Here is a 22374-nt window from a genome sequence, read left to right as displayed (position 1 = left end):
GGGGGGCCGGGGCGTGGGCCCGCCGCCCACCGCACCCATTGTGGCGTTCGGTGCGTTGGACGCACCGAACGCCACATTGGGGGCGCTTGGGCGCGCCGGGACGGGCCAGGACGCAGAGCGGTGGCGTGAGGTGGTCGGGACTTCCCTTGTTGTCCACAGGCTGGCTGTGATGTGGACAAACGTGCTCCGCGGGCGGCTTTTCCCGGCTTTGCGTTGGCCCTCGCCGATACGCTCAATCTGGTGGCGGTCCCCCCTAGGGAGGGCGGGGTCTGGCCGGGCTCGGCGGCTGGGTACGGCCTCGGCCCAGCGGTGCCTTGATGACCGGCCCGGACCGGACCCGTACTCCCGGGCCCAGCGGTCCCTCGATGTACCAGACGTGACAGGGCCCGCACAGGTTGCGCTCGTCGATGACAGCCGTCCGTCCGGCGCACGGGGCTCGGCTGTTCGCCGAGGTCACCGGGTACGGTGGCTCACCATGAGCGAGAAGATCCGGGTGGCGGTCGTGTTCGGCGGGCGCAGCAGCGAGCACACCATCTCCTGCCTGTCCGCGGGCAGCGTGCTGGGGAACCTCGACCCGGCGCGCTACGAAGCCGTCCCGGTGGGGATCACCCGGGAAGGCCGCTGGGTGCTCGGCACCGGCGACTCCGCGCAGCTCGCCATCCGCGGCCGCGAACTCCCTTCCGTCGACGACGGCAAGGGCCTCGTTCTCGCCGGTGATCCCTCCAGCCAGGGCCTCGTGGCGGTCGAACCCGGCCGGGAAAACGAGCTGCTGTCCCAGGTGGACGTCGTCTTCCCGGTGCTGCACGGGGCCTTCGGCGAGGACGGCACCATCCAGGGTCTCCTCGAGCTCGCCGGCATCCCGTACGTCGGCCCCGGCGTGCTCGCCAGCGCGGCCGCCATGGACAAGGAAACCGCCAAGAAACTCCTGGCCGCCGAAGGACTTCCGGTCGGGACCTTCGCCGCGCTCAAGCGGAGTCAGTCCACTTTGGACGACAGTGACCGGGCCAAGCTCGGCCTGCCCGTCTTCGTCAAGCCGTCGCGCGCCGGTTCGTCCGTCGGCATCAGCCGCGTGACGGAGTGGGACGGCCTGGCCGCCGCCATCGAGCTCGCCCGCGCCACCGACCCCAAGGTCCTCGTCGAAGCCGCCGTCGTCGGCCGTGAGGTCGAGTGCGGGGTCCTCGAGTTCCCGGACGGCCGCGTCGAAGCGTCGCTGCCGGCCGAGATCCGCGTGCTGTCCGAGGACGAAAACGCTTGGTACGACTTCGAAACCAAGTACCTCGGCGACGACGCCGAGCTGGACATCCCGGCCAAGCTCGACGACGCGCTCACCGAGAAGCTCCGCGCGATGGCGGTGCAGGCCTTCCAGGCGCTCGACTGCCAGGGCCTCGCCCGCGTCGACTTCTTCGTGGGCGCCGACGGCGAGCTGACCATCAACGAGGTCAACACGATGCCCGGCTTCACGACGAAGTCCGCCTACCCGAAGATGTGGGAGGTCACCGGCGTGGACTACGCGACGCTGCTGACCACGCTCATCGAGACGGCGATCGCCCGCGGCACCGGCCTGCGCTAAGAGAACCGCAGCGGCCGGGGCGGCAGCTTCGCCGCCACGGTGTCCGAGATCTGCTGCAGCGGGCCCGTCCCCGCGCTGTCCGGCACCGTCAACGCCGCGTAGACCTCGCGGTCCACCACGTACCACGTCGACGCGCCATCGCCGGGCACCTGCAGCCACTGCACTTTGTTCACCAGCCGCAGCGCGGCGGTCGGCGTCAGCTCCGGGGGCCGGTCCAGCCCGCACCGAAGCACGAGCGGGTCCTGATCGCCCCAGGCCACCGTGGCCGGCGGGGCCGGGTCCGCCAGCGTGCGCACCTTCAGAGAAGTCCCGTTCGACGTCAGCTCCGTCGGCACCGCGCCTAGCAGTGTCGTGCAGCCCGGTGCCGAAGCGAAGGGCGCGGGCACCGGGACGAGCGGCAGCGGACCGGAGTCCGCGGAGTCCGAGGAACGCTGGGTCAACGCGAAGACGGCGACCGCGACCGCCAGGGCGACGGCGAGCGCGGCCGCGGTGACGAGCACCACTCTGGGTGGGGCACCGGTGTCGGAATCTGGCACCGCACCACTACACCACTGCTCAGAGATGCACGACCGGGCAGGTCAGCGTCCGCGTGATGCCTTCCACGTTCTGCACCTTCGCGACCACGAGCTGGCCCAGCTGGTCGACGCTGTCGGCGGCCGCGCGGACGATCACGTCGTACGGTCCGGTGACATCCTCCGAACTGGTGACACCCGCGATGCTGGAGATCTCGGCCGCCACCGCGGCCGCCTTGCCGACCTCGGTCTGGATGAGGATGTATGCGTGGACCACGGCGCGCCCTTTCGTCGGGATCGGTCAGCTCAGGTAGGAACGTATAGCCAGCTCACCGAAAAACATAGGGCATCCGACTATCGGTGATCGATCTTTGTCCCGGTAGAGAAAGCAGAGGTGACGGGTGTCACCGAACGACGCAACGGTCGCCGAGACCGGCGAGTTCGCGCTCATCCGCGCCGTCACCGAGGGACGGCGCCAGCCCCCGGGCACGCTGCTCGGCCCGGGCGACGACGCCGCGGTCGTCGCGGCCCCCGACGGCCGCGTGGTCGCCAGCACCGACGTGCTCGTCCAGGGCGTCCACTTCCGGCTGGACTGGTCGCCACCCGAGTACGTCGGGCGCAAGGCCGTCGCGGTCAACCTGGCCGACATCGCCGCCATGGGCGCCACCCCGACCACCGTCCTGGTCGGCCTCGCCTGCCCACCCGACACCCCGCGCGAGCTCGTCACCGCCCTCGCCGACGGCATGTGGGCCGAGGCCGAGCGCGCCGGCATCGGCGTCTCCGGCGGCGACATGGTCCGCGCCGACCAGCTCGTGATCAGCGTCACCGCGCTGGGCGACCTCGGCGACCGCGAGCCCGTGACGCGCGCGGGCGCCCGGCCCGGCGACCTCCTCGCGGTGTGCGGGAAGCTCGGCTGGGCCGCCGCCGGCCTGGCCGTGCTCGGCCGCGGGTTCCGCTCGCCGGTCGGCGTCGTCAACGCGCAGCGCTGCCCGGAACCGCCCTACGACGCCGGTCCGCGCGCCGCCCTCGCGGGAGCCACGGCGATGATCGACGTCTCCGACGGGCTCCTGGCCGACCTCGCCCACGTCGGCGAGGCCTCCGGCGTCGGTATCGACGTCCGGACCGCCGACCTCGACGTCCCCGCGCGGCTCACCGAAGTCGGTGCCGCGCTGGGCGCCGACCCGCTGGGCTGGGTCCTCACCGGCGGCGAGGACCACGCGCTGGTGGCCACGTTCCCGCCGTTCACCGAGCTCCCCGAAGGCTGGCGCACGATCGGCGTCGTCACGATGGCGGACTCCGGGATCACCGTGGACGGCAAGCCTTTTGCCAAAGAAGGCGGTTGGACCCACTGGCGCTGATCTAAAGTCGGCGGACGTGAGAATCGTTCCGGTCCCCTTCGACCATCCCGACGCGGCAAAGCTCATGGCCGCGGTGCAGCAGGTCTACGTCGAGCGCTACGGCGACGAAGACGCCACCCCGATGAACCCCGAGCAGTTCGACCCACCCGCGGGCCTGTTCCTCGTCGGCTACCAGGGCGACGAAGCCGTCGCGTGCGGAGCCTGGCGGGCGCACGACGGCCCCGCGCCGGACTTCCAGGACGGCGACGCCGAGTTCAAGCGGATGTACGTCGCCGACTCCGCGCGCGGCCGCGGCTTCGCGCGGATGATCCTCTTCGAGCTGGAGCGCACGGCGGCGCTGTCCGGCCGCAAGCGCGCGGTCCTGGAAACCGGGACCAAGCAGCCGGAGGCGATCGCGCTCTACACGTCCTCGGGCTACGTCGAGATCCCGAAGTTCGGCGTCTACAAGAACGAAGAGTCGAGCCGGTGCTACGCCAAGGACCTCAGCGGGGCGTGAGCTTCAGCAGGGCGGCCGCGTGCGGGCGCAGCGACGCGGAAACCGCCGTTCCGACGTCTTGATGGGTCCACAGGTCCCGGACGTTCCACGCGCCCGGGACGTCGGCGGACACCGTCGCGGTGGTGGTGCCGGTGTTGAGCAGCACCACCGCGAACCCGCCGCCGGTCAGCGGTTTCCCCCACACCTGGTAGCCCGGGCCCGCGGTGAGCTGCCGGCCCTGCCCGCCCGCGAAGTCCTGGTCGACGGCGATCGCCTCGGGGTTGGCGAGCGTCGAGAGGTCGGCGTCGCCCAGCTTCGCCGGGTCGGTGCCGGCGAACAGCGGCGCGTTCAGCACGGCCCAGACGCTGAAGTGCGCGCGGGCCTCGTCGGCGGTCAGCGTGCCGTTGCCGACCTGCAGCATGTCCGGGTCGTTCCAGCCGCCCGGGGCGCCGCTGTGGGGCGCGACGGCGGCCTGCTGGTCGATCGTCGCGAGCACCGAGTCCCAGGTCGCGACCAGGTCGTTGGTCGTCCGCCACAGGTTCGCCACCGGCCGCGCCCAGGTCCACGGGCTGGAGACGCCGTATTCGGAGATCGCGTAGACAATCGGGCGGGGGAGCGCGGCGAGTTCGTCGCGCATCTTCTCGAAGGCGGCTTTGCGGTCGAGGCCGTCGACGGTGTCGGCATTGCACCAGTCGTACTTGAGGTAGTCGACGCCCCAGCGGCCGAACGCCTCGGCGTCTTGGCGTTCGTGGCCGAGCGAGCCGATGCCGGACGCGGGGTAGGCGTCGTAGGCCATCGCGCAGGTCCGGCTGCCGGGCACGGCGTAGATGCCGAACAGGAGGCCGCGGGAGTGGACGTAGTCGGCGAGGTCGGCGATGCCGTGGGGGAAGCGCGCCGGATCCGCCTGCAGCGAGCCGTCGGCGGCGCGCTTCGGAGCCTGCCAGCAGTCGTCGACGACGACATAGCGGTAACCGGCGTCACGCAGGCCGGTGTCGGCGAGCGCGTCGGCGGCCTTCTTGACGACGTCTTCGGTGAGGTCGTAGCAGCGGACCTGGTTCCAGCTGTTCCAGCCCATCGGCGGCGTCGCGGCCAGGCCGTTCGCCAGCGCGGGCGACGCGACCGGCAGGCTGAGCAGCCAGGTCAGCGCGACGAGGAGGAGCACGAGGCCTGTGCTCCCGGTACTGGCTTTCCGGTCCGCTGCGATGCCGTGATCCAATCGCACGGGAAGTGAAACCGCAGTCACCCGGAGGCGGCATGCCGATCTACGCGCTCGGATCGCTCGAACCGACGATCCACCCCGACGCCTACGTCCACCCGGACGCGACGGTGATCGGCGACGTCCGGATCGGCGCCTTCGCGTCGGTGTGGCCGCAGACGGTGTTGCGTGGTGACCACGGTTACATCGAGCTGGGCGAGCGGTCGAACATCCAGGACGGCTGCGTCGTGCACTGCACGGAAATGCACCCGACGATCCTCGGGCCGTCTTCCGCGGTCGGGCACGCCGTGCACGTCGAGGGCGCGACGATCGGCACCGGCTGCCTGATCGCGTCGGGGTCGGTGGTGCTCAACGGCTCGGTCATCGAGGACGGCGGAATGGTCGGCGCGGGTGCGGTGCTCTCGTACGGCTCACGCGTCAAGACCGGCGAGATCGCGCTGGGCGTGCCGGCGAAGACGCGGGAGAACAAGTCCTTCGGCCCCGAGAGCATCGCCATGGTGGTGGATTCCTACGTCGAACGAGGCAAGCGGTTCCGCACCGAGCTGAGGCGGCTCGACCCGCGCGAGTGACGGCGGCCACGGCCGGTAAGCTCGCCGCCCGTGACCGGACGCCCGTTGCAGGAAATCGTCGAGGCAGGCTGGGCCGAGGCCCTCGAACCGGTGGCGCCGCAGGTCGCCGCGATGGGGGAGTTCCTCCGCGCGGAGATCGCCGCCGGCCGGACCTACCTCCCGGCGGGTGAGCACGTGCTGCGGGCGTTCAAGCAGCCGTTCCACGACGTCCGGGTGCTGATCGTCGGGCAGGACCCGTACCCGACGCCGGGGCACGCCGTCGGCCTGAGCTTCTCGGTGGCGCCGGACGTCCGGCCGATCCCGAAGAGCCTGGTCAACATCTACAAGGAGTACGCCGAGGACCTCGGCCACCCGCTGCCGGCCAACGGCGACCTGACGCCGTGGGCCGAGCAGGGCATCCTGCTGCTGAACAGGGCCCTGACGGTGCAGCCGGGCAAGTCGAACTCCCACCAGGGCAAGGGCTGGGAAGACGTCACCGAGCAGGCGATCAAGGCCCTCGCGGCCCGGTCGGAGCCGATGGTGGCGATCCTCTGGGGCCGCAACGCGCGGAACCTGCGCCCGATGCTGGGCGACGTCCCGTGCATCGAGTCGGCGCACCCGAGCCCGCTCTCGGCGCACAACGGCTTCTTCGGGTCGCGGCCGTTCAGCCGCGCCAACCAGATGCTGGCCGACCAGGGCGCGGCGCCGGTCGACTGGAAACTCCCGTAGGTTCGGTGTCCGGATCCGGGTGACGGCTCCGACCAGGGGGAAACGAACCCTTTCCGGAGGCATCATGAACGTCACATCGGCGGACGGCACGTCCATCGCTTTCGACCAGCGCGGCACGGGCGCGCCGGTCATCCTGGTCGGCGGCGCGTTCAACGACCGGACGACCGTGGCCGGGCTCGCCGAAGTGCTGTCGACGGATTTCACGACGATCGCGTACGACCGCCGTGGCCGCGGGGACAGCGGCGACGCCGGTGCTTACGCGATCGAGCGTGAGATCGAGGACATCGCGGCGCTGATCGCTGCTGCCGGGGGCTCGGCGTCGGTGTTCGGGCACTCGTCGGGGGCGGTACTGGCGCTGGAGGCGGCCGGGGCGGGCCTGGCGATCGACAAGCTGGTGGCGTACGAGCCGCCGTACGCCCCCGACTCGGACTCGCGCACCGACGTCACGGAGAAGGTGCGCGCGCAGATCGCGGCGGGCGACCGCGACGGCGCGGCGGCGACGTTCCTCGAGGTCGCGGGCACGCCGCCGGAGATGATCGAGGGGATGAAGTCGGCGCCGGTGTGGGGCTGGTTCACGGCGCTGGCGCACACGCTCCCGTACGACCTGGAGATCTGCGGCCCGGGCGCCCGCCCCCGGACGGACCACCTGGCCCGGATCACGGCCCCGACCTTGGTGATCGGCGGCGGCGCGAGCCCGGAGAAGCTGCAGACCGGAGCCCGCCTCGCGGCCGAGGCGGTCCCGGGTGCCCGCCACGAGACCCTCGACGGGCAGGACCACGGGGTGCTGCAGAACCCCGTGGTCCTGCGCGACCTGCTGGTCGGCTTCCTCAAGTAGGCAGGCCCCAATCGCCCCAATGTGGCCTTGGGTGCGTCTGACGCACCGAAGGCCACATTGGGTGCGTTGAACGCACCGAAGGCCACATTGGGGCGCTGGCGACCTGACAACAGCGGGAGCGCGGGTGGGCGCAAAAAATGGCGGGTGCTCCGGAGAGCACCCGCCATTTTCGAACTCTTCTCGCCTCAGCCGCGAACGACCTTGCCCGCCTTGATGCACGAGGTGCACACGTTCAGGCGCTTGCGCTGGGAAATACCCACCTTGGCGTGCACGGTCTGGATGTTCGGGTTCCACCGGCGGTTGGTACGCCGGTGGGAGTGCGAGACCGACTTGCCGAAGCCGGGTCCCTTGCCACAGACGTCGCACACGGCAGCCACGTCGAACTCCTTTGGATCTGGGTCATAGAGATGAGCCCAGATGCACTGGGCAACTCGACCATAGTAACCAGTGGCCCGGCGTGGTTCCCCACCGGGTCGATACGCTGCCTCGGATCGGTCAGGAGGTCACGGGGTGCGGGTGCTGGACACGGCGACGGTGTCGGCCTGGGCAAGAGACTGTGTGCACAGTCTCGCGAGCCTGCGGCCGGCGATCGACGAGATCAACGTCTACCCCGTCGCGGACTCCGACACCGGCTCCAACATGCTCTTCACCATGACCGGCGCGGCGGCCGAACTCAAGACGGCCGAGCCGGAAACCGCCGCCGAGGCGCTGAGGATTCTCGCGCGCGGCGCCGTCGCTTCGGCCAAGGGCAACTCCGGGGTGATCCTTTCCCAGGTCGTGCGCGGGCTGGCCGACTCGGCCGAAGGCGACCTGGACGGCGAGTGGCTGGCCAAGGCGTTCGGACACGCCGACGAGGTCGCCACCGGCGCCGTCAGCCGCCCGGTCGCCGGGACCATCCTCACCGTCCTGCACGCCGTCGCCCTCGCCGTGCGCGGCGACACGCGCCCCATCGGCGAAGTCGCGCAAGAAGCCGCGAAGGAAGCCGCGCAGGCCCTCGAGAAGACGCCCCTGCAGCTGCCCGCGCTGGCCAGGGCCGGGGTCGTCGACGCGGGCGCCCGCGGGCTCGTCGCGGTGCTCGACGCCCTGGTCGGCGTGCTCACCGGCACCGAAATCCAGCCGGAGCGCCCCCTGGAGGTCCACGCGGTCCCGCAGGCCGAAGCCTTCGCCTGGGAGGTCATGTACCTCCTCGACGGCGTCGAGGAGCAGAGCCTGCCGACGCTGCGCAAGGAGCTGAGCGGCCTCGGCGACAGCGTCACCGTGGCCGGCGACGGCTCGGGCAGCCACGCCGTGCACGTCCACTGCGCCGACATCGGCGCCGCCATCGAGGCCGGGCTCGCGCTCGGCCGTCCACGCCGGATCCGCGTCGAGCCGCTGCTCACGCCCACGCCGATCGAGCCCGGCGGCGGGATCGACCGCACGGTCGTCGCCGTCGTGCACGGCGGCGAGCTGGCCGAACTGCTGCGCGCCGAGAGCATCCCGGTGCTGGCCGTGCCCGAGGGCGAGATCCCCAGCATCGAGGACGTGCTCGGCCTGCTCAACGAAGCCGCCGGGCGGCACGTCACGGTGCTGCCGGGCAGCGTCGCGCTCACCGCGGCGGCCGACACCGCGGCCGGGCACGCGATGGCCGCCGACCGGGACGTCGTGGTCATCCCGTGCGTCTCGCCGGTGCAGGTCCTGGCCGCCCTCGCGGTGCACGACGCCGGCCGCCGCACCAACGACGACGTCGTCGCGATGGCCGAGGCGGCCGCCGCGACCAGGCGTGGCGAACTGCGGATCGCGCGCGAGGAGTCGCTAACCTGGGTGGGCCGGGCCCAGTCCGGCGACGTGGTCGGCCTGGTCGACGACGAGGTGGTGCTGATCGAGCCGGCGCCGGCGTCGGAGACGAACCTGGTCGCGGCCGCGATGAAGGTGCTGAACCGGATGCTGGCGCTCGGCGGCGAGCTGGTGACGGTGCTGAGCGGGGCCGCCGCGCCGCCCGGGGTCGCCGAGGAGCTCGCGGAGCAGCTTCGGCTGGAGCACCCGGAGGTGGAGCTGATGAGCTACGCCAGTGGTCAGGCGGAAGCCGTGCTGCTGATGGGAGTCGAATAGCCGATGGCCGGACTGCGCGACAAGCTGCCGCTGCTGCTAGGGGCCAAGACGGCGAAGGCCCTCGCCACGGCGTTGGACATCGAGACGGTCAGCGACCTGCTGCGCCACTACCCGCGCCGCTACGCCGAGCGCGGCGAGCTCACCGACATCGCCGGCCTCGAGCTCGGCGAGCACGCCACCGTGCTGGCGCGCGTGGAGAAGGTGAGCAAGCGGCGGATGAAGTCCCGCAACGGGACCATCCTCGACATGGTGATCACCGACGGGAAGCGCCGGCTCACCTGTGCCTTCTTCAACCAGGCCTGGCGCGAGAAGGACCTGGTGCCGGGCAAGTCCGGCCTGTTCGCGGGCAAGGTCTCGGCGTTCCGCGACACCCTGCAGCTGACCAACCCCGAGTACGAGCTGTTCGAGGCCGACCGCGAAGCCGAAGCGATGGACGACTTCCTGGCCGCCATCATCCCGGTCTACCCGGCGGCGCAGGGCATGCCGACGTGGTCGATCGCCAAGTGCGTGCGCCAGGTGCTCGACGTCCTCGAGGTCGACGAGGACCCGATGCCGGCGGAGCTGCGGCGGCTCCAGCACCTGGGGGACCTCGAAAACGCGCTGCGCGGCATCCACCGCCCGGAGAACTGGGCGCACCTGGAGGCCTCGCGCAAGCGGCTCAAGTGGGACGAAGCGATGGCCGTGCAGCTGATCTTCGCGCAGCGCAGGCATGCCGCGATCTCCCGTCCGGCGAAGGCGAACCCGCACGTCGACGGCGGGATCATGGACGCGTTCGACAAGCGGCTCCCGTTCGACCTCACCGCGGGCCAGCGCGGCATCGGCGACGAGATCGCCACCGACCTGGCGACCGAGCACCCGATGAACCGGCTGCTGCAGGGCGAGGTCGGGTCGGGCAAGACGATTGTCGCGCTGCGGGCGATGCTGCAGGTCGTCGACAACGGACGGCAGTCCGCGCTGCTGGCGCCGACCGAGGTGCTCGCCGCCCAGCACGCGCGATCGTTGCGCGAGATGCTCGGCGACCTGGCGCAGGCCGGCGAACTCGGCGCGGCGGAGAAGGCCACGCGGGTCACGCTGCTCACCGGGTCGATGGGCGCCAAGGAACGCAAGAAAGCGTTGCTGGACGCCATGAGCGGCGAAGCGGGCATCATCGTCGGCACGCACGCGCTGATCCAGGAGACCGTGCAGTTCGCCGACCTCGGCCTGGCCGTCGTCGACGAGCAGCACCGCTTCGGCGTCGAACAGCGTGACGCCCTGCGCACCCGCGGCAGTGAAGGCACCAGCCCGCACGTGCTGGTGATGACCGCGACGCCGATCCCGCGCACGGTCGCCATGACCGTCTACGGCGACCTGGAGATCTCCGCGCTGCGGGAGATGCCGGTCGGGCGGTCGCCGATCAGCACGACCGTCGTCCCGGTGGCGGAGAAACCGGCGTGGATGGAGCGCGTCTGGCAGCGCGTCACCGAAGAAGTGTCGAAGGGGCACCAGGCCTACATCGTGTGCCCGCGGATCGGCGACGAGCCGCCGTCGGACAAGAGCGACAAGCGGCCGCCGGTCGCCGTCCTCGACATCGCGCCGCAACTGGTGGAGGGGCCGCTCAAGGGGTTGCGCATCGCCGTGCTGCACGGCCGGATGCCCGCGGACGACAAGGACGCCGTGATGCGGGCCTTCGCCGCGGGGGAGCTGGACGTGCTCGTGGCCACCACCGTGATCGAGGTCGGCGTCAACGTGCCGAACTCGACGGCGATGGTGATCATGGACGCCGACCGGTTCGGGATCAGCCAGCTGCACCAGCTGCGCGGCCGCGTCGGCCGGGGCAGCGTGCCGGGGCTGTGCCTGCTGGTCACGGAGGCCCTCGACGGGACGACGACCCGCGAGCGCCTGGCGGCGGTCGAGTCGACCACGGACGGGTTCGAGCTGTCCCGGCTCGACCTGGAGCTGCGCCGCGAGGGCGACATCCTCGGCGCCGCGCAGTCCGGCAAGCGGTCCACGCTGAAGCTGCTTTCCCTGCTGAGGGACGAAGACGTCATCGCGGAGTCGCGGGCGCGAGCGCAGGAGATCGTCGAGAAGGACCCGGCGATCTCGAAGTTCCCCGGCCTGGCGCAGATGGTCGCCGACGTCGTCGACGTCGACCGCGCGGAGTACCTGGAGAAGAGTTGACGATCCGCGATGCCGAGGTAGCCGACGCGCCCGCGATCGGCGAGGTCCACGTGGCTTCGTGGCAGGCGGCGTACGCGGGCCTGATGCCGGACGACTTCCTCGCCGGCCTTTCGGCGGAGTCGCGCGCGGAGTCCTGGGCCCGGCGCATCGGTGCCGGCGGCCCGGTGCTGGTCGCCGAGGAAGACGGCGTGATCGCGGGGTTCGCCGCGTACGGGGACGGCCGGCTCTACGCGCTGTACCTGCTGCCGGAGTACTGGGGGCGGGGCCTCGGCCGGGCGCTGCACGACCGGGTCGTCGACGAGCTTTCCGGGGACAGCGTCGTCCTGTGGGTGCTGTCGACGAACGAGCGGGCGAAGGCCTTCTACGTCCGGCAAGGCTGGGTGGACGACGGTGCCACCCAGACCGAGACGATCGACGAGGGCCGGGTCACGCTGGAGGAGCGGCGGTTCCGGCGTTCGCTGCCGTGAACACGCCGGCTTTCGCGGCGGCCGCGGCGGCTTTCGCGGCGAGATCGGCGTCCGCCGGCGTCACGCCTTCGCGGGAGACGAACAGGCGGTAGAAGATCGGCCCGCACGCCACCCGCACGACTTCGACGGCGTCGGTGCCGGGCGGGACCTCGCCGCGTTCGACGGCCCGGTCGACCACCACCGCCGAACGCGCGTGGCGGTCGACGTAGAACTCCTGGAGCGCATCCGCCGCGCGGGGGGAGAGGAAAGCCGCCGAGATCGACGCCGTCGGGAGCTCGCGCTCGCCCGGCGAGGTGAAGTAGTGCACCAGCTCCAGGTTGATCCCGCGCAGGTCGCCTTCGAGCGAACCGGTGTCCGGCGCCGTCCACTCCTGCTCGGTCCCCATCAGCAGGGCCGCCGCGACCAGGCCTTCGGCGGACTCCCAGCGGCGGTAGAGCGTCGTCTTGTGCACGCCGGAGCGTTCGGCGACCGCCTCGACGGTCAGCTCGGCGTACCCGCGCTCGCCGAGCAGCTCGAGGGTGGCGTTCAGGGCGGCGAGGCGGGTCCGCTCGGTGCGCCCGCCCGGCCGTCGCGTGCCGGAAATCTCGGTTGCCAACTGCTACTCCTGTTGCGTTAGTGTGCCCAGTATGCCAGAACCGGAGCCCGTCGACGTCACGTCCATCGCCGCCCTGATCGGCGACGCCGAGGTCGTCGCGATCGGCGAGAACAACCATCACATCCGCGAGTTCGGCGAACTGCGCGACCGCCTCCTGCGTCACCTCGTCTCCGAGTGCGGGTTCACCGTGCTGGGCTTCGAAGGCGGGTTTCCCGAAGGGCACCTGGTCGACACGTGGCTTCAGGGCGGCCCAGGTGACGTTGCCGACATCGCGCGGGACGGCTTCACCTTCGGCCTCGGCGATTCGGCCGAGGTGCACGGGATGCTGACCTGGCTGCGCGGCCGCGGTGTCCGGTTCGCCGGTTTGGACGTGCCCAGCTCGGCGGGGTCGCCGGTGCCGTCACTGCAGGCCCTCCGCGAGCACGTCTTGCGCGTGGACGCGGCCAACGTGTCCCTTGTGGACACGGCGTTGGCGGCGTGCGAGCCGTACGCGTCGGTGAGCAGTGCGGTCGCGCCCGGTCGGTACAAGGGAATGAGCCCGGAAGCGCGAGACGCGGCGACGGCGGCGTTGACCGTCCTGTGTGGACATATCGCGGCGCTCGCGCCGGTCTACGGCGACGTTGCCGCCCACCACGCGGAGGGCGCGCTGCGGATCGACCTGTACCTGCGCGAGCTGGACGCGCTGATGGCGGGCAGTGCGCCTGAGCCGCAGAGCTCGTCGCGGGACACGTACATGGCGGCCACCGTGCGGCTGCTGCGCCGGCTGCACCCGGGCGAGAAGATCGTCCTGATGCTCCACAACGGACACCTCCAGCGCGTGCCGTTCTCGCCGATGCCCGGCATGACGGCGCCGTCGGCGGGCACCCATCTGGCCGCCGAACTGGGGGACAAGTACTTCGCGCTCGCGCTGACCGCCGTCTCGGGGACGACCACCGGCCTCGTGCCCGACGAAGCCGCACCGCTCGGTTTCCGCATGTTCGAGCAGGCGCTCGACGCGCCGGCGGAAGGCAGCGTCGAGGCGGCGCTGGCTTCTCGAGCGCCGTGCGTGCTCGCCCGCCCGGCGGCGTCGAGCATCCGGCACGCGCACACTTCCGTGCTGGTCGACGTGGCGGCCGCGTTCGACGCCGTCGTCTGCCTGAAAGGGCAGGAAACGATTTTCCAGGCCGCCGCCGGATAGGTCTGCCCGTTCGGCTGCTTGCCGTAACGCCGCGGTGGGCGTTTCCTACCGGTATGGCCGGGCGAAGGCGGGCGCTGATCGTCGCCAACGGCGAGTACGACAACGCGGGGCTGCAGCGGCTAGGCTCCCCCGCGGCGGACGCCGACGCCCTCGCCGGGGTGCTGTCGGACCGGGCGATCAGCGACTTCGAGGTCCGGGTGGTGCGCAACGAGACCGCGCACGTCGTGCAGGCGGAGATCGAAGACCTCTGCCTGGAGGGACGGCCCGACGACGTCCTGCTGCTGCACTTCTCCTGCCACGGCTTGAAGGACGGCACGGGACAGCTGTTCTTCGCCGCCCGCAACACCCGGCCCGACCGGCTCGGGTCGACGGCCGTCCCCGCGCACTTCGTGCAGCAGTGCATCCGGCAGAGCCGGTCGCACAGCGTCGTCCTGTTGCTGGACTGCTGCTACGGCGGGGCGTTCGGGCAGGGCGTGGCGGTGCGGGCGTCGGGCGACGCGAACGTCCTGGACAGTTTTCGCGGCGGCCGCGGCCGCGCGGTCATCACGGCGTCCACCTCGATCGAGTACGCCTTCGAGGGCGCCCGGCTCGCCGAGGGACAGCCCGCGCAGCCGTCGGTGTTCACCGCGGCGCTGGTGGAAGGGCTGCGGTCGGGGGAGGCGGACCGCGACGAGGACGGCTGGATCGCGCTCGGCGAGCTGTACGAGTACCTGTTCGACCGCGTCCGCGAGCGCAACCCGAAGCAGACCCCGAGCCGCGACATCGAGATGCAGGGCGAGCTGTACCTGGCGAAGAGCAGGCGCCGCCGGATCAAGCCGTCCCCGGTCCCGGCCGACCTCGCGGCGGCGATCGCGGCGGAGAACCAGTTCACGCGGCTGGGCGCGGTGGCCGAGCTGCGGCGCCGGCTGTCGAGCGACAACCTCCCGGTGGCGATGGGCGCGTTCGAGGCCCTGAAGTCCATGGCGGCCACGGACATCCAGCACGTGGCGGCGGCAGCGTCGGACGCGCTCGGCTTCGCGGTGGTGCGGGTGGACGTCGCGGCGGTGCGCCTGTCGGCTGCGGCGGGTGCGGTCGCGTCCGCGGCGCTGCGGGTCTCCGGCCCGCCGGTGGCGCGGGAGGTGCGGTTCGACCCGTCACACTTGTGGATCGTGGTGACGCAGACGGCTTCGGGAGCGGAACTTTCAGTGACGGCCGGGGAGTCGGGGACGCGCCACGGGAAGGTGGTGGTGACCGGGCCGACCGGGGACGTCGTGGTGGCGGTGGAGATCGAGGCCCTCCCAGCCGCCGAGCCGGCGCCGGTCGCCGAGGAGCCACCGCCCGCCGAACCCGAACCCGAGCCCGAGCCCGAGCCGGTGGTGGCTGCCGCGCCCGAGCCGGAACCCGAGCCGATCAAACGCCCCAATGTGGCCTTCGGTGCGTTCAACGCACCGAAGGCCGCCTTCGGTGCGTCTGACGCAACCAAGGCCACATTGGGGCGCATCTCCGGACCCGAGCCTGAGCCGGGGAACGTCGCCGAAGCGCCTGACGCCGGGGAACGGCCGGCGGATCCCGTGGCCGGCACCGCCGGGATCGTCGCGATCACCGGTGCGCTGTTCGCGGTGCTCGGCCTGGGCCTGGACTACCGCTACGGCGAATACGACCTGGCCGAATACCGGCCGGGCATGCCGATCTACGTCGTGACCGTGGCGGCGCTCGCGCTGCTCGCGGGGATCCTCACCCTGGCGCCGCGGACCAGGCAGCAGGCCGGGCCCGCGCTGCTGGCCGGCGTCGGGTTCGCCGCACTGTTCGGGATGCTGCGCTTCCTCGGCGAGCTGGTCACCCTGGCCGACGGTTCGGGCACCGAGCTGGGCGCGGGCTTCGCCTTCGAGCTGCTCGCGCACATCGCGGCAGTGGTCGCGGGAGCGTTCGCGCTGGGCGCGCTGCGCCGGAACCCCACGGCCAAGCTGGGTTTCGGCAAGGTGCGGGGCTGGGAAGGGTGGGTGGCGATCGCGCTCGGCGTGGTCGTCGCGGCCGGCTGGATCACCCAGATCGGCGAGCTGTCCGAGCGCGACACCAGCGAAACCGGCCGGGTCGCGGCCTACTACATCCTCGGTGCGGTGCTCGTCCTCACGCTCCCGGTCTTCGCGGCGATCCTGCGCCCGCGGGCGATCGGCGCCGCGGTGCTGGCGACCGGGACGGTGGGCTTGGCGGGCGTGCTCGCGCCGACGTTCGCCGGGTTGCTGGACTACTCCTCGCTGACCCTGGCGGGGCAGACGATCGCCTCGGCGGGACTCGCGCTGCTGGCAACCGACGCCGTCGTGTGGATCGTGCGGCTGCGGCGGAATCAGCCGATCGAGCGACACTCCTGAGTTGTAGCCCGGGCACCGCCGGGGTACGACGACGATCATGAGGATGCTTCTCGCGGTGGTTGCGGTCGTGCTCGCAGGTCAGACCCCGGCGGTCGCCGCCGACGGGGTGCAGCCGGACCCGCCGAGCTGGGGGCTGGACCGGATCGACCAGCGCGCCGGGCTCGACCACGCCTACCACTACGCGAGCGACGCCTCGGGTGTCACGATCTACGTGATCGACAGCGGCGTCGACGCGAAGCACCCCGACTTCGAAGGCCGGGTGGCGCCCGGGCGGGACTTCCTGAACGGCGGTTCCGACACGTCCGACACCAACGGCCACGGCACGCGCCTCGCCGGGATCGCCGCGGGCAAGGACTACGGCGTCGCGAAGGGCGCGCAGATCGTGCCGGTGCGGGTGCTCGACAAGGACGGCGGCGGCGCCACCGACCAGATCATCGCGGGCATCGACTGGGTCGCGCAGAACGCCCAGCAGCCCGCGGTCGCCGTCCTCGGCATCGGCGGCGTCCCGAACGATCAGCTCGACGCGGCCGTCAAACGCCTGGCGGCGGTGGTCCCGATCGCGGTCCCGGCGGGCAGCGAGACGGCGGACGCGAGCGGGTTCTCCCCGGGCCGGGTGCCGGAGGCGCTGACGGTCGGCGCCACGGACACCCAGGACCACCCGGACAAGGCGTCGAACTTCGGCCAGGACGTCGACCTGTACGCGCCGGGGGTGGCGGTCCCGACGCCGATCGCGGGCGGCGCGGGCGCGGGCCCGGAATCGGGCACCTCGATGGCGGCGGCGTTCGCGGCGGGAGCGGCGGCGCTGTACCTCGCCCAGCACCCCGAAGCCGCGCCCGACCAGGTGGACCAAGCGCTTGTTCAGGCGGCGACGCCGGACGTGCTCAAGGGGGTGCCGGAGGGCACGGCCAACCGGCTGCTTTACGTGCCGGCGGGATCCTGAGAAGCTGCCCAGGCGTTCTCCCGGCCAACCTTCCGCGCCGCATGATGTCCATCACCTGGTACTGAACTCCCGCAGAGCGGGAAGAACCGGGTAACGTGCGTTGACTTACCGATCCATACGGGAAGGACCGGGCATGTTCCGCAAGGTGCTGGTGGCCAACCGCGGGGAGATCGCGATCCGAGCGTTCCGCGCCGGCTACGAACTGGGCGCGGGGACCGTCGCCGTGTTTCCGCACGAAGATCGCAACTCCCTGCACCGGCTGAAGGCCGACGAGGCGTACGAGATCGGCGAGCCCGGTCATCCCGTGCGCGCCTACCTCTCGGTCGACGAGATCGTCGCCGCCGCGAAGAAAGCCGGGGCCGACGCCGTCTACCCCGGCTACGGCTTCCTCTCCGAGAACCCCGATCTCGCGCGCGCGTGCGAAGAAGAAGGCATCACCTTCGTCGGGCCGAGCGCCGACATCCTCGAGCTCACCGGCAACAAGGCCCGCGCGGTCAAGGCCGCGCGCGAGGCCGGCGTGCCGGTGCTCGGGTCGTCCGAGCCCTCGAGTGACGTCGACGCGCTGGTCGCGGCGGCCGACGATCTGGGCTTCCCGGTGTTCGTGAAGGCCGTCGCCGGCGGTGGCGGCCGCGGGATGCGCCGCGTCCTGGAACCGGCGCAGCTGCGCGAGTCCATCGAGGCCGCCGCGCGCGAGGCCGAGTCCGCCTTCGGTGACCCGACCGTCTTCCTCGAGAAGGCCGTCGTCGAGCCGCGGCACATCGAGGTGCAGATCCTCGCCGACGGCGAGGGCAACGTCATCCACCTCTTCGAGCGCGACTGCTCGGTGCAGCGGCGCCACCAGAAGGTCGTCGAGCTGGCTCCGGCGCCGAACCTCGACCCCGAGCTGCGCGACCGGATCTGCGCGGACGCGGTCAAGTTCGCCCGGCAGATCGGCTACCGCAACGCCGGCACCGTCGAGTTCCTGCTCGACAAGCAGGGCAACCACGTCTTCATCGAGATGAACCCGCGCATCCAGGTCGAGCACACCGTGACCGAAGAGGTCACCGACGTCGACCTCGTGCAGTCGCAGCTGCGGATCGCCGCCGGCGAGACCCTCGAGGACCTCGGGCTGGCGCAGGACAAGATCTACCTGCGCGGCGCCGCGCTGCAGTGCCGCATCACCACCGAAGACCCGGCCAACGGCTTCCGCCCGGACACCGGGATGATCTCCGCCTACCGCTCGCCGGGCGGCTCCGGCATCCGGCTCGACGGCGGCACCGCCTTCTCCGGCACCGAGATCAGCGCGCACTTCGACTCGCTGCTGGTGAAGCTCACCTGCCGCGGCCGCGACTTCAAGACCGCCGTCGGCCGCGCGCGCCGCGCCGTCGCCGAGTTCCGGATCCGCGGCGTCGCCACGAACATCCCTTTCCTGCAGGCGGTTCTCGACGACGAGGACTTCCGCGCCGGGCGCGTCACGACGTCGTTCATCGAGGAGCGCCCGCAGCTGCTCACCGCGCGGCAGTCCGCCGACCGCGGCACCCGGCTGCTGACCTACCTCGCCGACCAGACGGTCAACAAGCCGCACGGCGAGCGCCCGAAGACGCCGGAAGCCACCCTCAAGCTGCCGAAGCTCGCGAAGGACGCCCAGCCGGCCGACGGTTCGAAGCAGAAGCTCGTCGAGCTCGGCCCGGGCGGATTCGCGCAGTGGCTGCGGAAGTCTCCGTACGTCGGCGTCACGGACACGACGTTCCGCGACGCGCACCAGTCGCTGCTCGCCACCCGTGTCCGCACGAAGGACCTCCTGGCGGTGGCGCCGGTCGTCGCGAACACCCTGCCGCAGTTGCTGTCCCTGGAGTGCTGGGGCGGCGCGACCTACGACGTCGCGCTGCGGTTCCTCGCCGAGGACCCGTGGGAGCGCCTCGCCGCGCTGCGCGAGGCCGTGCCGAACATCTGCCTCCAGATGCTGCTGCGCGGGCGCAACACCGTCGGCTACACGCCTTATCCGACCGAGGTGACCCACTCCTTCGTCCAGGAAGCGACGAAGACCGGCATCGACATCTTCCGGATCTTCGACGCCCTCAACGACGTCGAGCAGATGCGCCCGGCCATCGAGGCCGTGCGCGAGACCGGCTCCGCCGTCGCCGAGGTGGCGCTCTGCTACACCTCGGACCTCTCGGACCCGGGCGAGAAGCTCTACACGCTCGACTACTACCTCAAGCTGGCCGAGCAGATCGTCGGCGCCGGGGCGCACGTCCTGGCGATCAAGGACATGGCCGGGCTGCTGCGCGCGCCCGCGGCGACCAAGCTGGTCACCGCGCTGCGCAAGGAGTTCGACCTGCCGGTGCACATCCACACCCACGACACCGCGGGCGGCCAGCTGGCCACCTACCTCGCGGCGATCAACGCGGGCGCGGACGCCGTCGACGGCGCGGTGTCGTCGATGGCGGGCACGACGTCGCAGCCGTCGCTGTCGTCGATCGTGGCGGCCACCGACCACTCCGACCGCACGACCGGGCTGGACCTGGACGCGATCGGTGAGCTGGAGCCGTACTGGGAGAGCGTGCGCAAGATCTACGCGCCGTTCGAGGCCGGGCTGGCCTCGCCCACCGGGCGCGTCTACCACCACGAGATCCCCGGCGGGCAGCTGTCGAACCTGCGCACCCAGGCCATCGCGCTGGGCCTGGGCGACCGGTTCGAGGACATCGAGGCGATGTACGCCGCCGCCGACAAGATCCTCGGCCACCTCGTGAAGGTGACGCCGTCGTCCAAGGTCGTCGGCGACCTCGCGCTGCACCTGGTCGGCGCGGGCGTGGCCCCGGCGGACTTCGAGGCGGAGCCGAACAAGTTCGACATCCCCGACTCGGTGATCGGCTTCCTGCGCGGCGAGCTCGGCGACCCGCCGGGCGGCTGGCCGGAGCCGTTCCGCACCAAGGCCCTCGAAGGCCGCGCGGCGGCGAAGCCCGTCGCGGAACTGTCCGAAGAGGACCGTACGGCGCTCGCGGAGCACCCCCGCCGGACGCTCAACCGGCTGCTGTTCCCGGCGCCCACGAAGGAGTTCGAGGCGCACCGCGAGGCCTACGGCGACACGTCCGTGCTGCCCAGCAAGGACTTCTTCTACGGGCTGCGCCCGGGGGAGGAGTACGCGGTCGACCTCGAGCCGGGCGTGCGGCTGCTCATCGAGCTGGAGGCGATCGGCGAGGCCGACGAGCGCGGGGTGCGCACGGTGATGTCGACGCTCAACGGCCAGCTGCGGCCGATCCAGATCCGCGACCGGTCGATCGCGTCGGACATCCCGGCGACCGAGAAGGCGGAGAAGGGCAACCCGAAGCAGGTCGCGGCGCCGTTCGCCGGCGTGGTGACGCTGCAGGTTTCCGAAGGCGACACGGTCGAGGCCGGTGCCACGGTCGCGACGATCGAGGCCATGAAGATGGAGGCGTCGATCACCGCGTCCGCCGGCGGCAAGGTCGGCAGGCTGGCGATCAACTCCGTCCAGCAGGTCGAGGGCGGTGACCTCCTGCTGGTGCTGGAGTGACGCTGGTCAACGCGGTCCCGCAGCGCCAGGGCGCGGCGGGACCGCGGGCGGCGGAGCTGCCGGACGGCTGCCTGGCGCTCGCGGAGCTGGCCGGGCACGTGCTCGGCCGGCCCGTGCACCACGTCCGGCAGACGCAGTCGGTGTCCGAAGTGGACCGCGGGGTTTTCTCGCGCGCGGAGCTGACGGGCCCGAACCGCGCGGCGCAGCTGGCAGCGCTCGAGTCACCCGGCGGCCCGGTCCTGACGATCGGCGGCGACTGCGGAGTCGAGCTGGTCCCGATCGGGGTGGCCCGCTTCCGGCACGGCCCGGGCCTGGGCGTCGCGTGGTTCGACGCGCACGCCGACCTGAACACGGCCGAGTCGTCGCCGTCCGGGGCGTTCCACGGGATGGTGCTGCGCTCGCTGTTCGGCGAGGGCGACCCGGAGTTCGCCGCGGCGCCGGCCCTGGAGCCGGGCCGGGCCGCGCTGCTGGGGACCCGCGTGTTCGACCCGGAGGAACAGGCGGCAGTCGCGCGTGGGCTGGCGGTCACGTCGGTGGACGCCATGGCAGGCGTGGAAAAGCTGTACGTCCACGTGGATCTGGACGTGCTCGATCCCGCGGAGTTCGCCGGGCTCAACTACCCGGAGCCGGACGGCTGGACGATCGAGCGGCTGGTGGCGGAGCTGGACGCGCTGGCCGGGTACGGGGTCGTGGGCGCGGGAATCACGGAGTGCGTGGGGACTTCGCGCGAGGTCGAGGTGCTGACGCCGGTCCTGGAAGCGGTGGGCCGCCTCCTCACGTCTCGTTGATTTCGTAGGCGGAGCGGACCGCGGTCACGGCTGCTTCGACGTCCGCGCCGAGGTCTCGCGCCCGTGCCGCGTACTCGATCGCCGCGGTGAGGAGCAGCGCGGTCGGGTCCGGGCGGTCCGCGGGGACCGTGACGACCGTGCCGCGCGCGCGGGCCGTCACCACCCAGCCCGCCGCCTCCAGCTCGCGGTACGCCCGGGCCACGGTTCCGGACGCCAGTCCCAGGTCCCGGGCCAGCTGGCGGATCGGCGGCAGGCGCGACCCGTCCGGGAGCGCCCCCGCCGTCACCGCGCGGACGATCTGGTCGTGCACCTGCCGCCAGGGCGCCAGGCCGGTTTCGGTGTCGACGACGATCTTCACGCCGGGGCCGGCTGCCGTTTCACCGGGGCGGTCACCGCCAGGAACGCGGCCAGCCCGGCGACGACCGCCAGCAGCGACCCGAGGTTCCCGGCCGGCCAGCCGATCGCCGCGCAGCCGGCGATCCCCAGCCCGATCGCGACGCGCCCGCTGCGGCGGCGCAGGGCGAGGTCGGCCCGCGGCTCCCCGGCCGCCGGGCGGCGCACCGCCAGCGCGGTGATCACCCAGCAGACCACCGTGGTGCCCGCCGCGGCCGCCAGCGGCGTCCACTGCGCGGTCCAGGCCAGGCGCACGATCGCGCCCGCCGACGCCAGGCCGCTCAGCGCCAGCGCCCAGACCGGGACGATGTCGCGCAGCGTGCGCGGCACCAGGACGGCCTCCCGGCGCGGGCCGCGCGCGGGCCGCTGGGCGAACAGCTCGGCGATCAGGCCGCCGAGCAGCAGCGTCGCGACGATCGTGCCGGCCCCGGTGCCGTCGAGGACCGGCGGGATGACCAGGAACAGCCACGGGTACCAGATGCGGCGCCGCTTGAGGTACCGGACGGCGAGCGCCACCTCGGCGGCGTCCGGATCGGGCACGCCCCAGCGTTCGAGCAAGCGCCTGCCGTGCTTCTCGCCGGGCCACAGCACGATCAGGATCACCAGGCCGATCAGCCCGGTGAAGAGCGCCACCGCCAGCACGTTGTCCCACGGCATGTCCGGACCT

The 22374-nt window shown here is 72.1% G+C and carries 21 protein-coding genes; 14 read left to right on the top strand and 7 right to left on the bottom strand.

Annotation, left to right across the window (positions count from 1 at the left end):
* Positions 1-475: 475 nt before the first annotated feature.
* The gene (locus AB0C38_RS42180) at positions 476-1570 is read left to right on the top strand and encodes a D-alanine--D-alanine ligase family protein (RefSeq protein ID WP_360684538.1); all 1095 of its coding nucleotides are present in this window, start codon (positions 476-478) and stop codon (positions 1568-1570) included.
* On the opposite strand, the gene AB0C38_RS42175 is transcribed toward AB0C38_RS42180, so the two are convergent.
* Positions 1567-2106: a DUF3515 domain-containing protein gene (locus AB0C38_RS42175; protein WP_360684535.1), complete on the bottom strand. Its 540-nt coding sequence runs from the start codon at positions 2104-2106 to the stop codon at positions 1567-1569. The genes AB0C38_RS42180 and AB0C38_RS42175 overlap by 4 nt on opposite strands.
* Positions 2107-2125: 19 nt before the next feature.
* Positions 2126-2359: an Lrp/AsnC ligand binding domain-containing protein gene (locus AB0C38_RS42170; protein WP_155545137.1), complete on the bottom strand. Its 234-nt coding sequence runs from the start codon at positions 2357-2359 to the stop codon at positions 2126-2128.
* 124 nt (positions 2360-2483) lie between these two features.
* Between AB0C38_RS42170 and AB0C38_RS42165 the strand changes: the two genes are divergently transcribed.
* On the top strand, positions 2484-3440 hold the full coding sequence (locus tag AB0C38_RS42165; protein ID WP_360684532.1) for a thiamine-phosphate kinase: 957 nt from the start codon (positions 2484-2486) through the stop codon (positions 3438-3440).
* 16 nt (positions 3441-3456) lie between these two features.
* Complete coding sequence (locus tag AB0C38_RS42160; RefSeq protein WP_360684529.1) at positions 3457-3936, top strand: GNAT family N-acetyltransferase; 480 nt, start codon at positions 3457-3459, stop codon at positions 3934-3936.
* Here the strand turns inward: AB0C38_RS42160 and AB0C38_RS42155 are convergent.
* Complete coding sequence (locus AB0C38_RS42155; protein ID WP_360684526.1) at positions 3923-5077, bottom strand: glycoside hydrolase family 27 protein; 1155 nt, start codon at positions 5075-5077, stop codon at positions 3923-3925. The two genes, AB0C38_RS42160 and AB0C38_RS42155, sit on opposite strands and share 14 nt — an antisense overlap.
* Before the next feature lie 92 nt (positions 5078-5169).
* Between AB0C38_RS42155 and AB0C38_RS42150 the strand changes: the two genes are divergently transcribed.
* The 3 genes from AB0C38_RS42150 to AB0C38_RS42140 all read left to right on the top strand — a co-directional run bounded on the left by AB0C38_RS42150 (position 5170) and on the right by AB0C38_RS42140 (position 7243).
* Entirely contained in the window at positions 5170-5700 is a 531-nt protein-coding gene (locus tag AB0C38_RS42150; RefSeq protein ID WP_360684523.1) for a gamma carbonic anhydrase family protein, read from the top strand.
* Between the two features lie 30 nt (positions 5701-5730).
* Positions 5731-6408: a uracil-DNA glycosylase gene (locus AB0C38_RS42145; RefSeq protein ID WP_360684521.1), complete on the top strand. Its 678-nt coding sequence runs from the start codon at positions 5731-5733 to the stop codon at positions 6406-6408.
* A 64-nt stretch (positions 6409-6472) separates the two neighbouring features.
* Positions 6473-7243, top strand: coding sequence for an alpha/beta hydrolase (locus tag AB0C38_RS42140; RefSeq protein WP_360684518.1), 771 nt, complete (start codon positions 6473-6475; stop codon positions 7241-7243).
* A gap of 185 nt (positions 7244-7428) precedes the next feature.
* Here the strand turns inward: AB0C38_RS42140 and rpmB are convergent, their stop codons facing one another.
* Entirely contained in the window at positions 7429-7620 is a 192-nt protein-coding gene (gene rpmB, locus AB0C38_RS42135) for a 50S ribosomal protein L28 (protein WP_247062089.1), read from the bottom strand.
* Between the two features lie 133 nt (positions 7621-7753).
* Between rpmB and AB0C38_RS42130 the strand changes: the two genes are divergently transcribed.
* From AB0C38_RS42130 to AB0C38_RS42120, 3 genes are read left to right on the top strand one after another with little or no spacing between them, the layout of a single operon-like run.
* Positions 7754-9331 (top strand): DAK2 domain-containing protein, encoded by a 1578-nt coding sequence (locus AB0C38_RS42130; RefSeq protein WP_360684516.1) that lies wholly within the window; start codon positions 7754-7756, stop codon positions 9329-9331.
* Positions 9332-9334: 3 nt separating this feature from the next.
* On the top strand, positions 9335-11488 hold the full coding sequence (recG, locus tag AB0C38_RS42125; RefSeq protein ID WP_360684513.1) for an ATP-dependent DNA helicase RecG: 2154 nt from the start codon (positions 9335-9337) through the stop codon (positions 11486-11488).
* The gene (locus tag AB0C38_RS42120) at positions 11485-11955 is read left to right on the top strand and encodes a GNAT family N-acetyltransferase (protein WP_360684510.1); all 471 of its coding nucleotides are present in this window, start codon (positions 11485-11487) and stop codon (positions 11953-11955) included. The genes recG and AB0C38_RS42120 overlap by 4 nt, the downstream gene beginning before the upstream one ends.
* Here the strand turns inward: AB0C38_RS42120 and AB0C38_RS42115 are convergent.
* Positions 11915-12550 carry a TetR/AcrR family transcriptional regulator gene (locus tag AB0C38_RS42115; protein WP_360684507.1) on the bottom strand — a complete coding sequence of 212 codons (636 nt, stop codon included), beginning with the start codon at positions 12548-12550 and terminating at the stop codon, positions 11915-11917. The genes AB0C38_RS42120 and AB0C38_RS42115 overlap by 41 nt on opposite strands.
* A 31-nt stretch (positions 12551-12581) precedes the next feature.
* Between AB0C38_RS42115 and AB0C38_RS42110 the strand changes: the two genes are divergently transcribed.
* From AB0C38_RS42110 to AB0C38_RS42090, 5 genes are all read left to right on the top strand, one after another.
* The gene (locus AB0C38_RS42110; protein ID WP_360684504.1) at positions 12582-13727 is read left to right on the top strand and encodes an erythromycin esterase family protein; all 1146 of its coding nucleotides are present in this window, start codon (positions 12582-12584) and stop codon (positions 13725-13727) included.
* A 53-nt stretch (positions 13728-13780) separates the two neighbouring features.
* A complete protein-coding gene (locus AB0C38_RS42105) occupies positions 13781-16075 on the top strand; it encodes a caspase family protein (RefSeq protein WP_360684501.1) in 2295 nt (764 codons plus the stop codon).
* A 43-nt stretch (positions 16076-16118) separates the two neighbouring features.
* Positions 16119-17015 carry a S8 family peptidase gene (locus tag AB0C38_RS42100; protein ID WP_360684556.1) on the top strand — a complete coding sequence of 299 codons (897 nt, stop codon included), beginning with the start codon at positions 16119-16121 and terminating at the stop codon, positions 17013-17015.
* Between the two features lie 133 nt (positions 17016-17148).
* Positions 17149-20526, top strand: coding sequence for a pyruvate carboxylase (locus AB0C38_RS42095; RefSeq protein WP_360684498.1), 3378 nt, complete (start codon positions 17149-17151; stop codon positions 20524-20526).
* Entirely contained in the window at positions 20523-21314 is a 792-nt protein-coding gene (locus AB0C38_RS42090; protein ID WP_360684495.1) for an arginase family protein, read from the top strand. Before AB0C38_RS42095 ends, AB0C38_RS42090 begins: the two co-directional genes overlap by 4 nt.
* Here the strand turns inward: AB0C38_RS42090 and AB0C38_RS42085 are convergent.
* On the bottom strand, positions 21301-21672 hold the full coding sequence (locus AB0C38_RS42085) for a GntR family transcriptional regulator (protein ID WP_360684492.1): 372 nt from the start codon (positions 21670-21672) through the stop codon (positions 21301-21303). The genes AB0C38_RS42090 and AB0C38_RS42085 overlap by 14 nt on opposite strands.
* On the bottom strand, positions 21669-22364 hold the full coding sequence (locus tag AB0C38_RS42080) for a hypothetical protein (RefSeq protein WP_360684489.1): 696 nt from the start codon (positions 22362-22364) through the stop codon (positions 21669-21671). Before AB0C38_RS42080 ends, AB0C38_RS42085 begins: the two co-directional genes overlap by 4 nt.
* Positions 22365-22374 lie beyond the last annotated feature (10 nt).

This window comes from Amycolatopsis sp. NPDC048633 (assembly GCF_040650695.1).
Classification (GTDB): Bacteria; Actinomycetota; Actinomycetes; order Mycobacteriales; family Pseudonocardiaceae; genus Amycolatopsis.
Note: the sequence above shows the minus strand (reverse complement) of the source record. Positions and strands in the feature narration are given on the sequence as shown.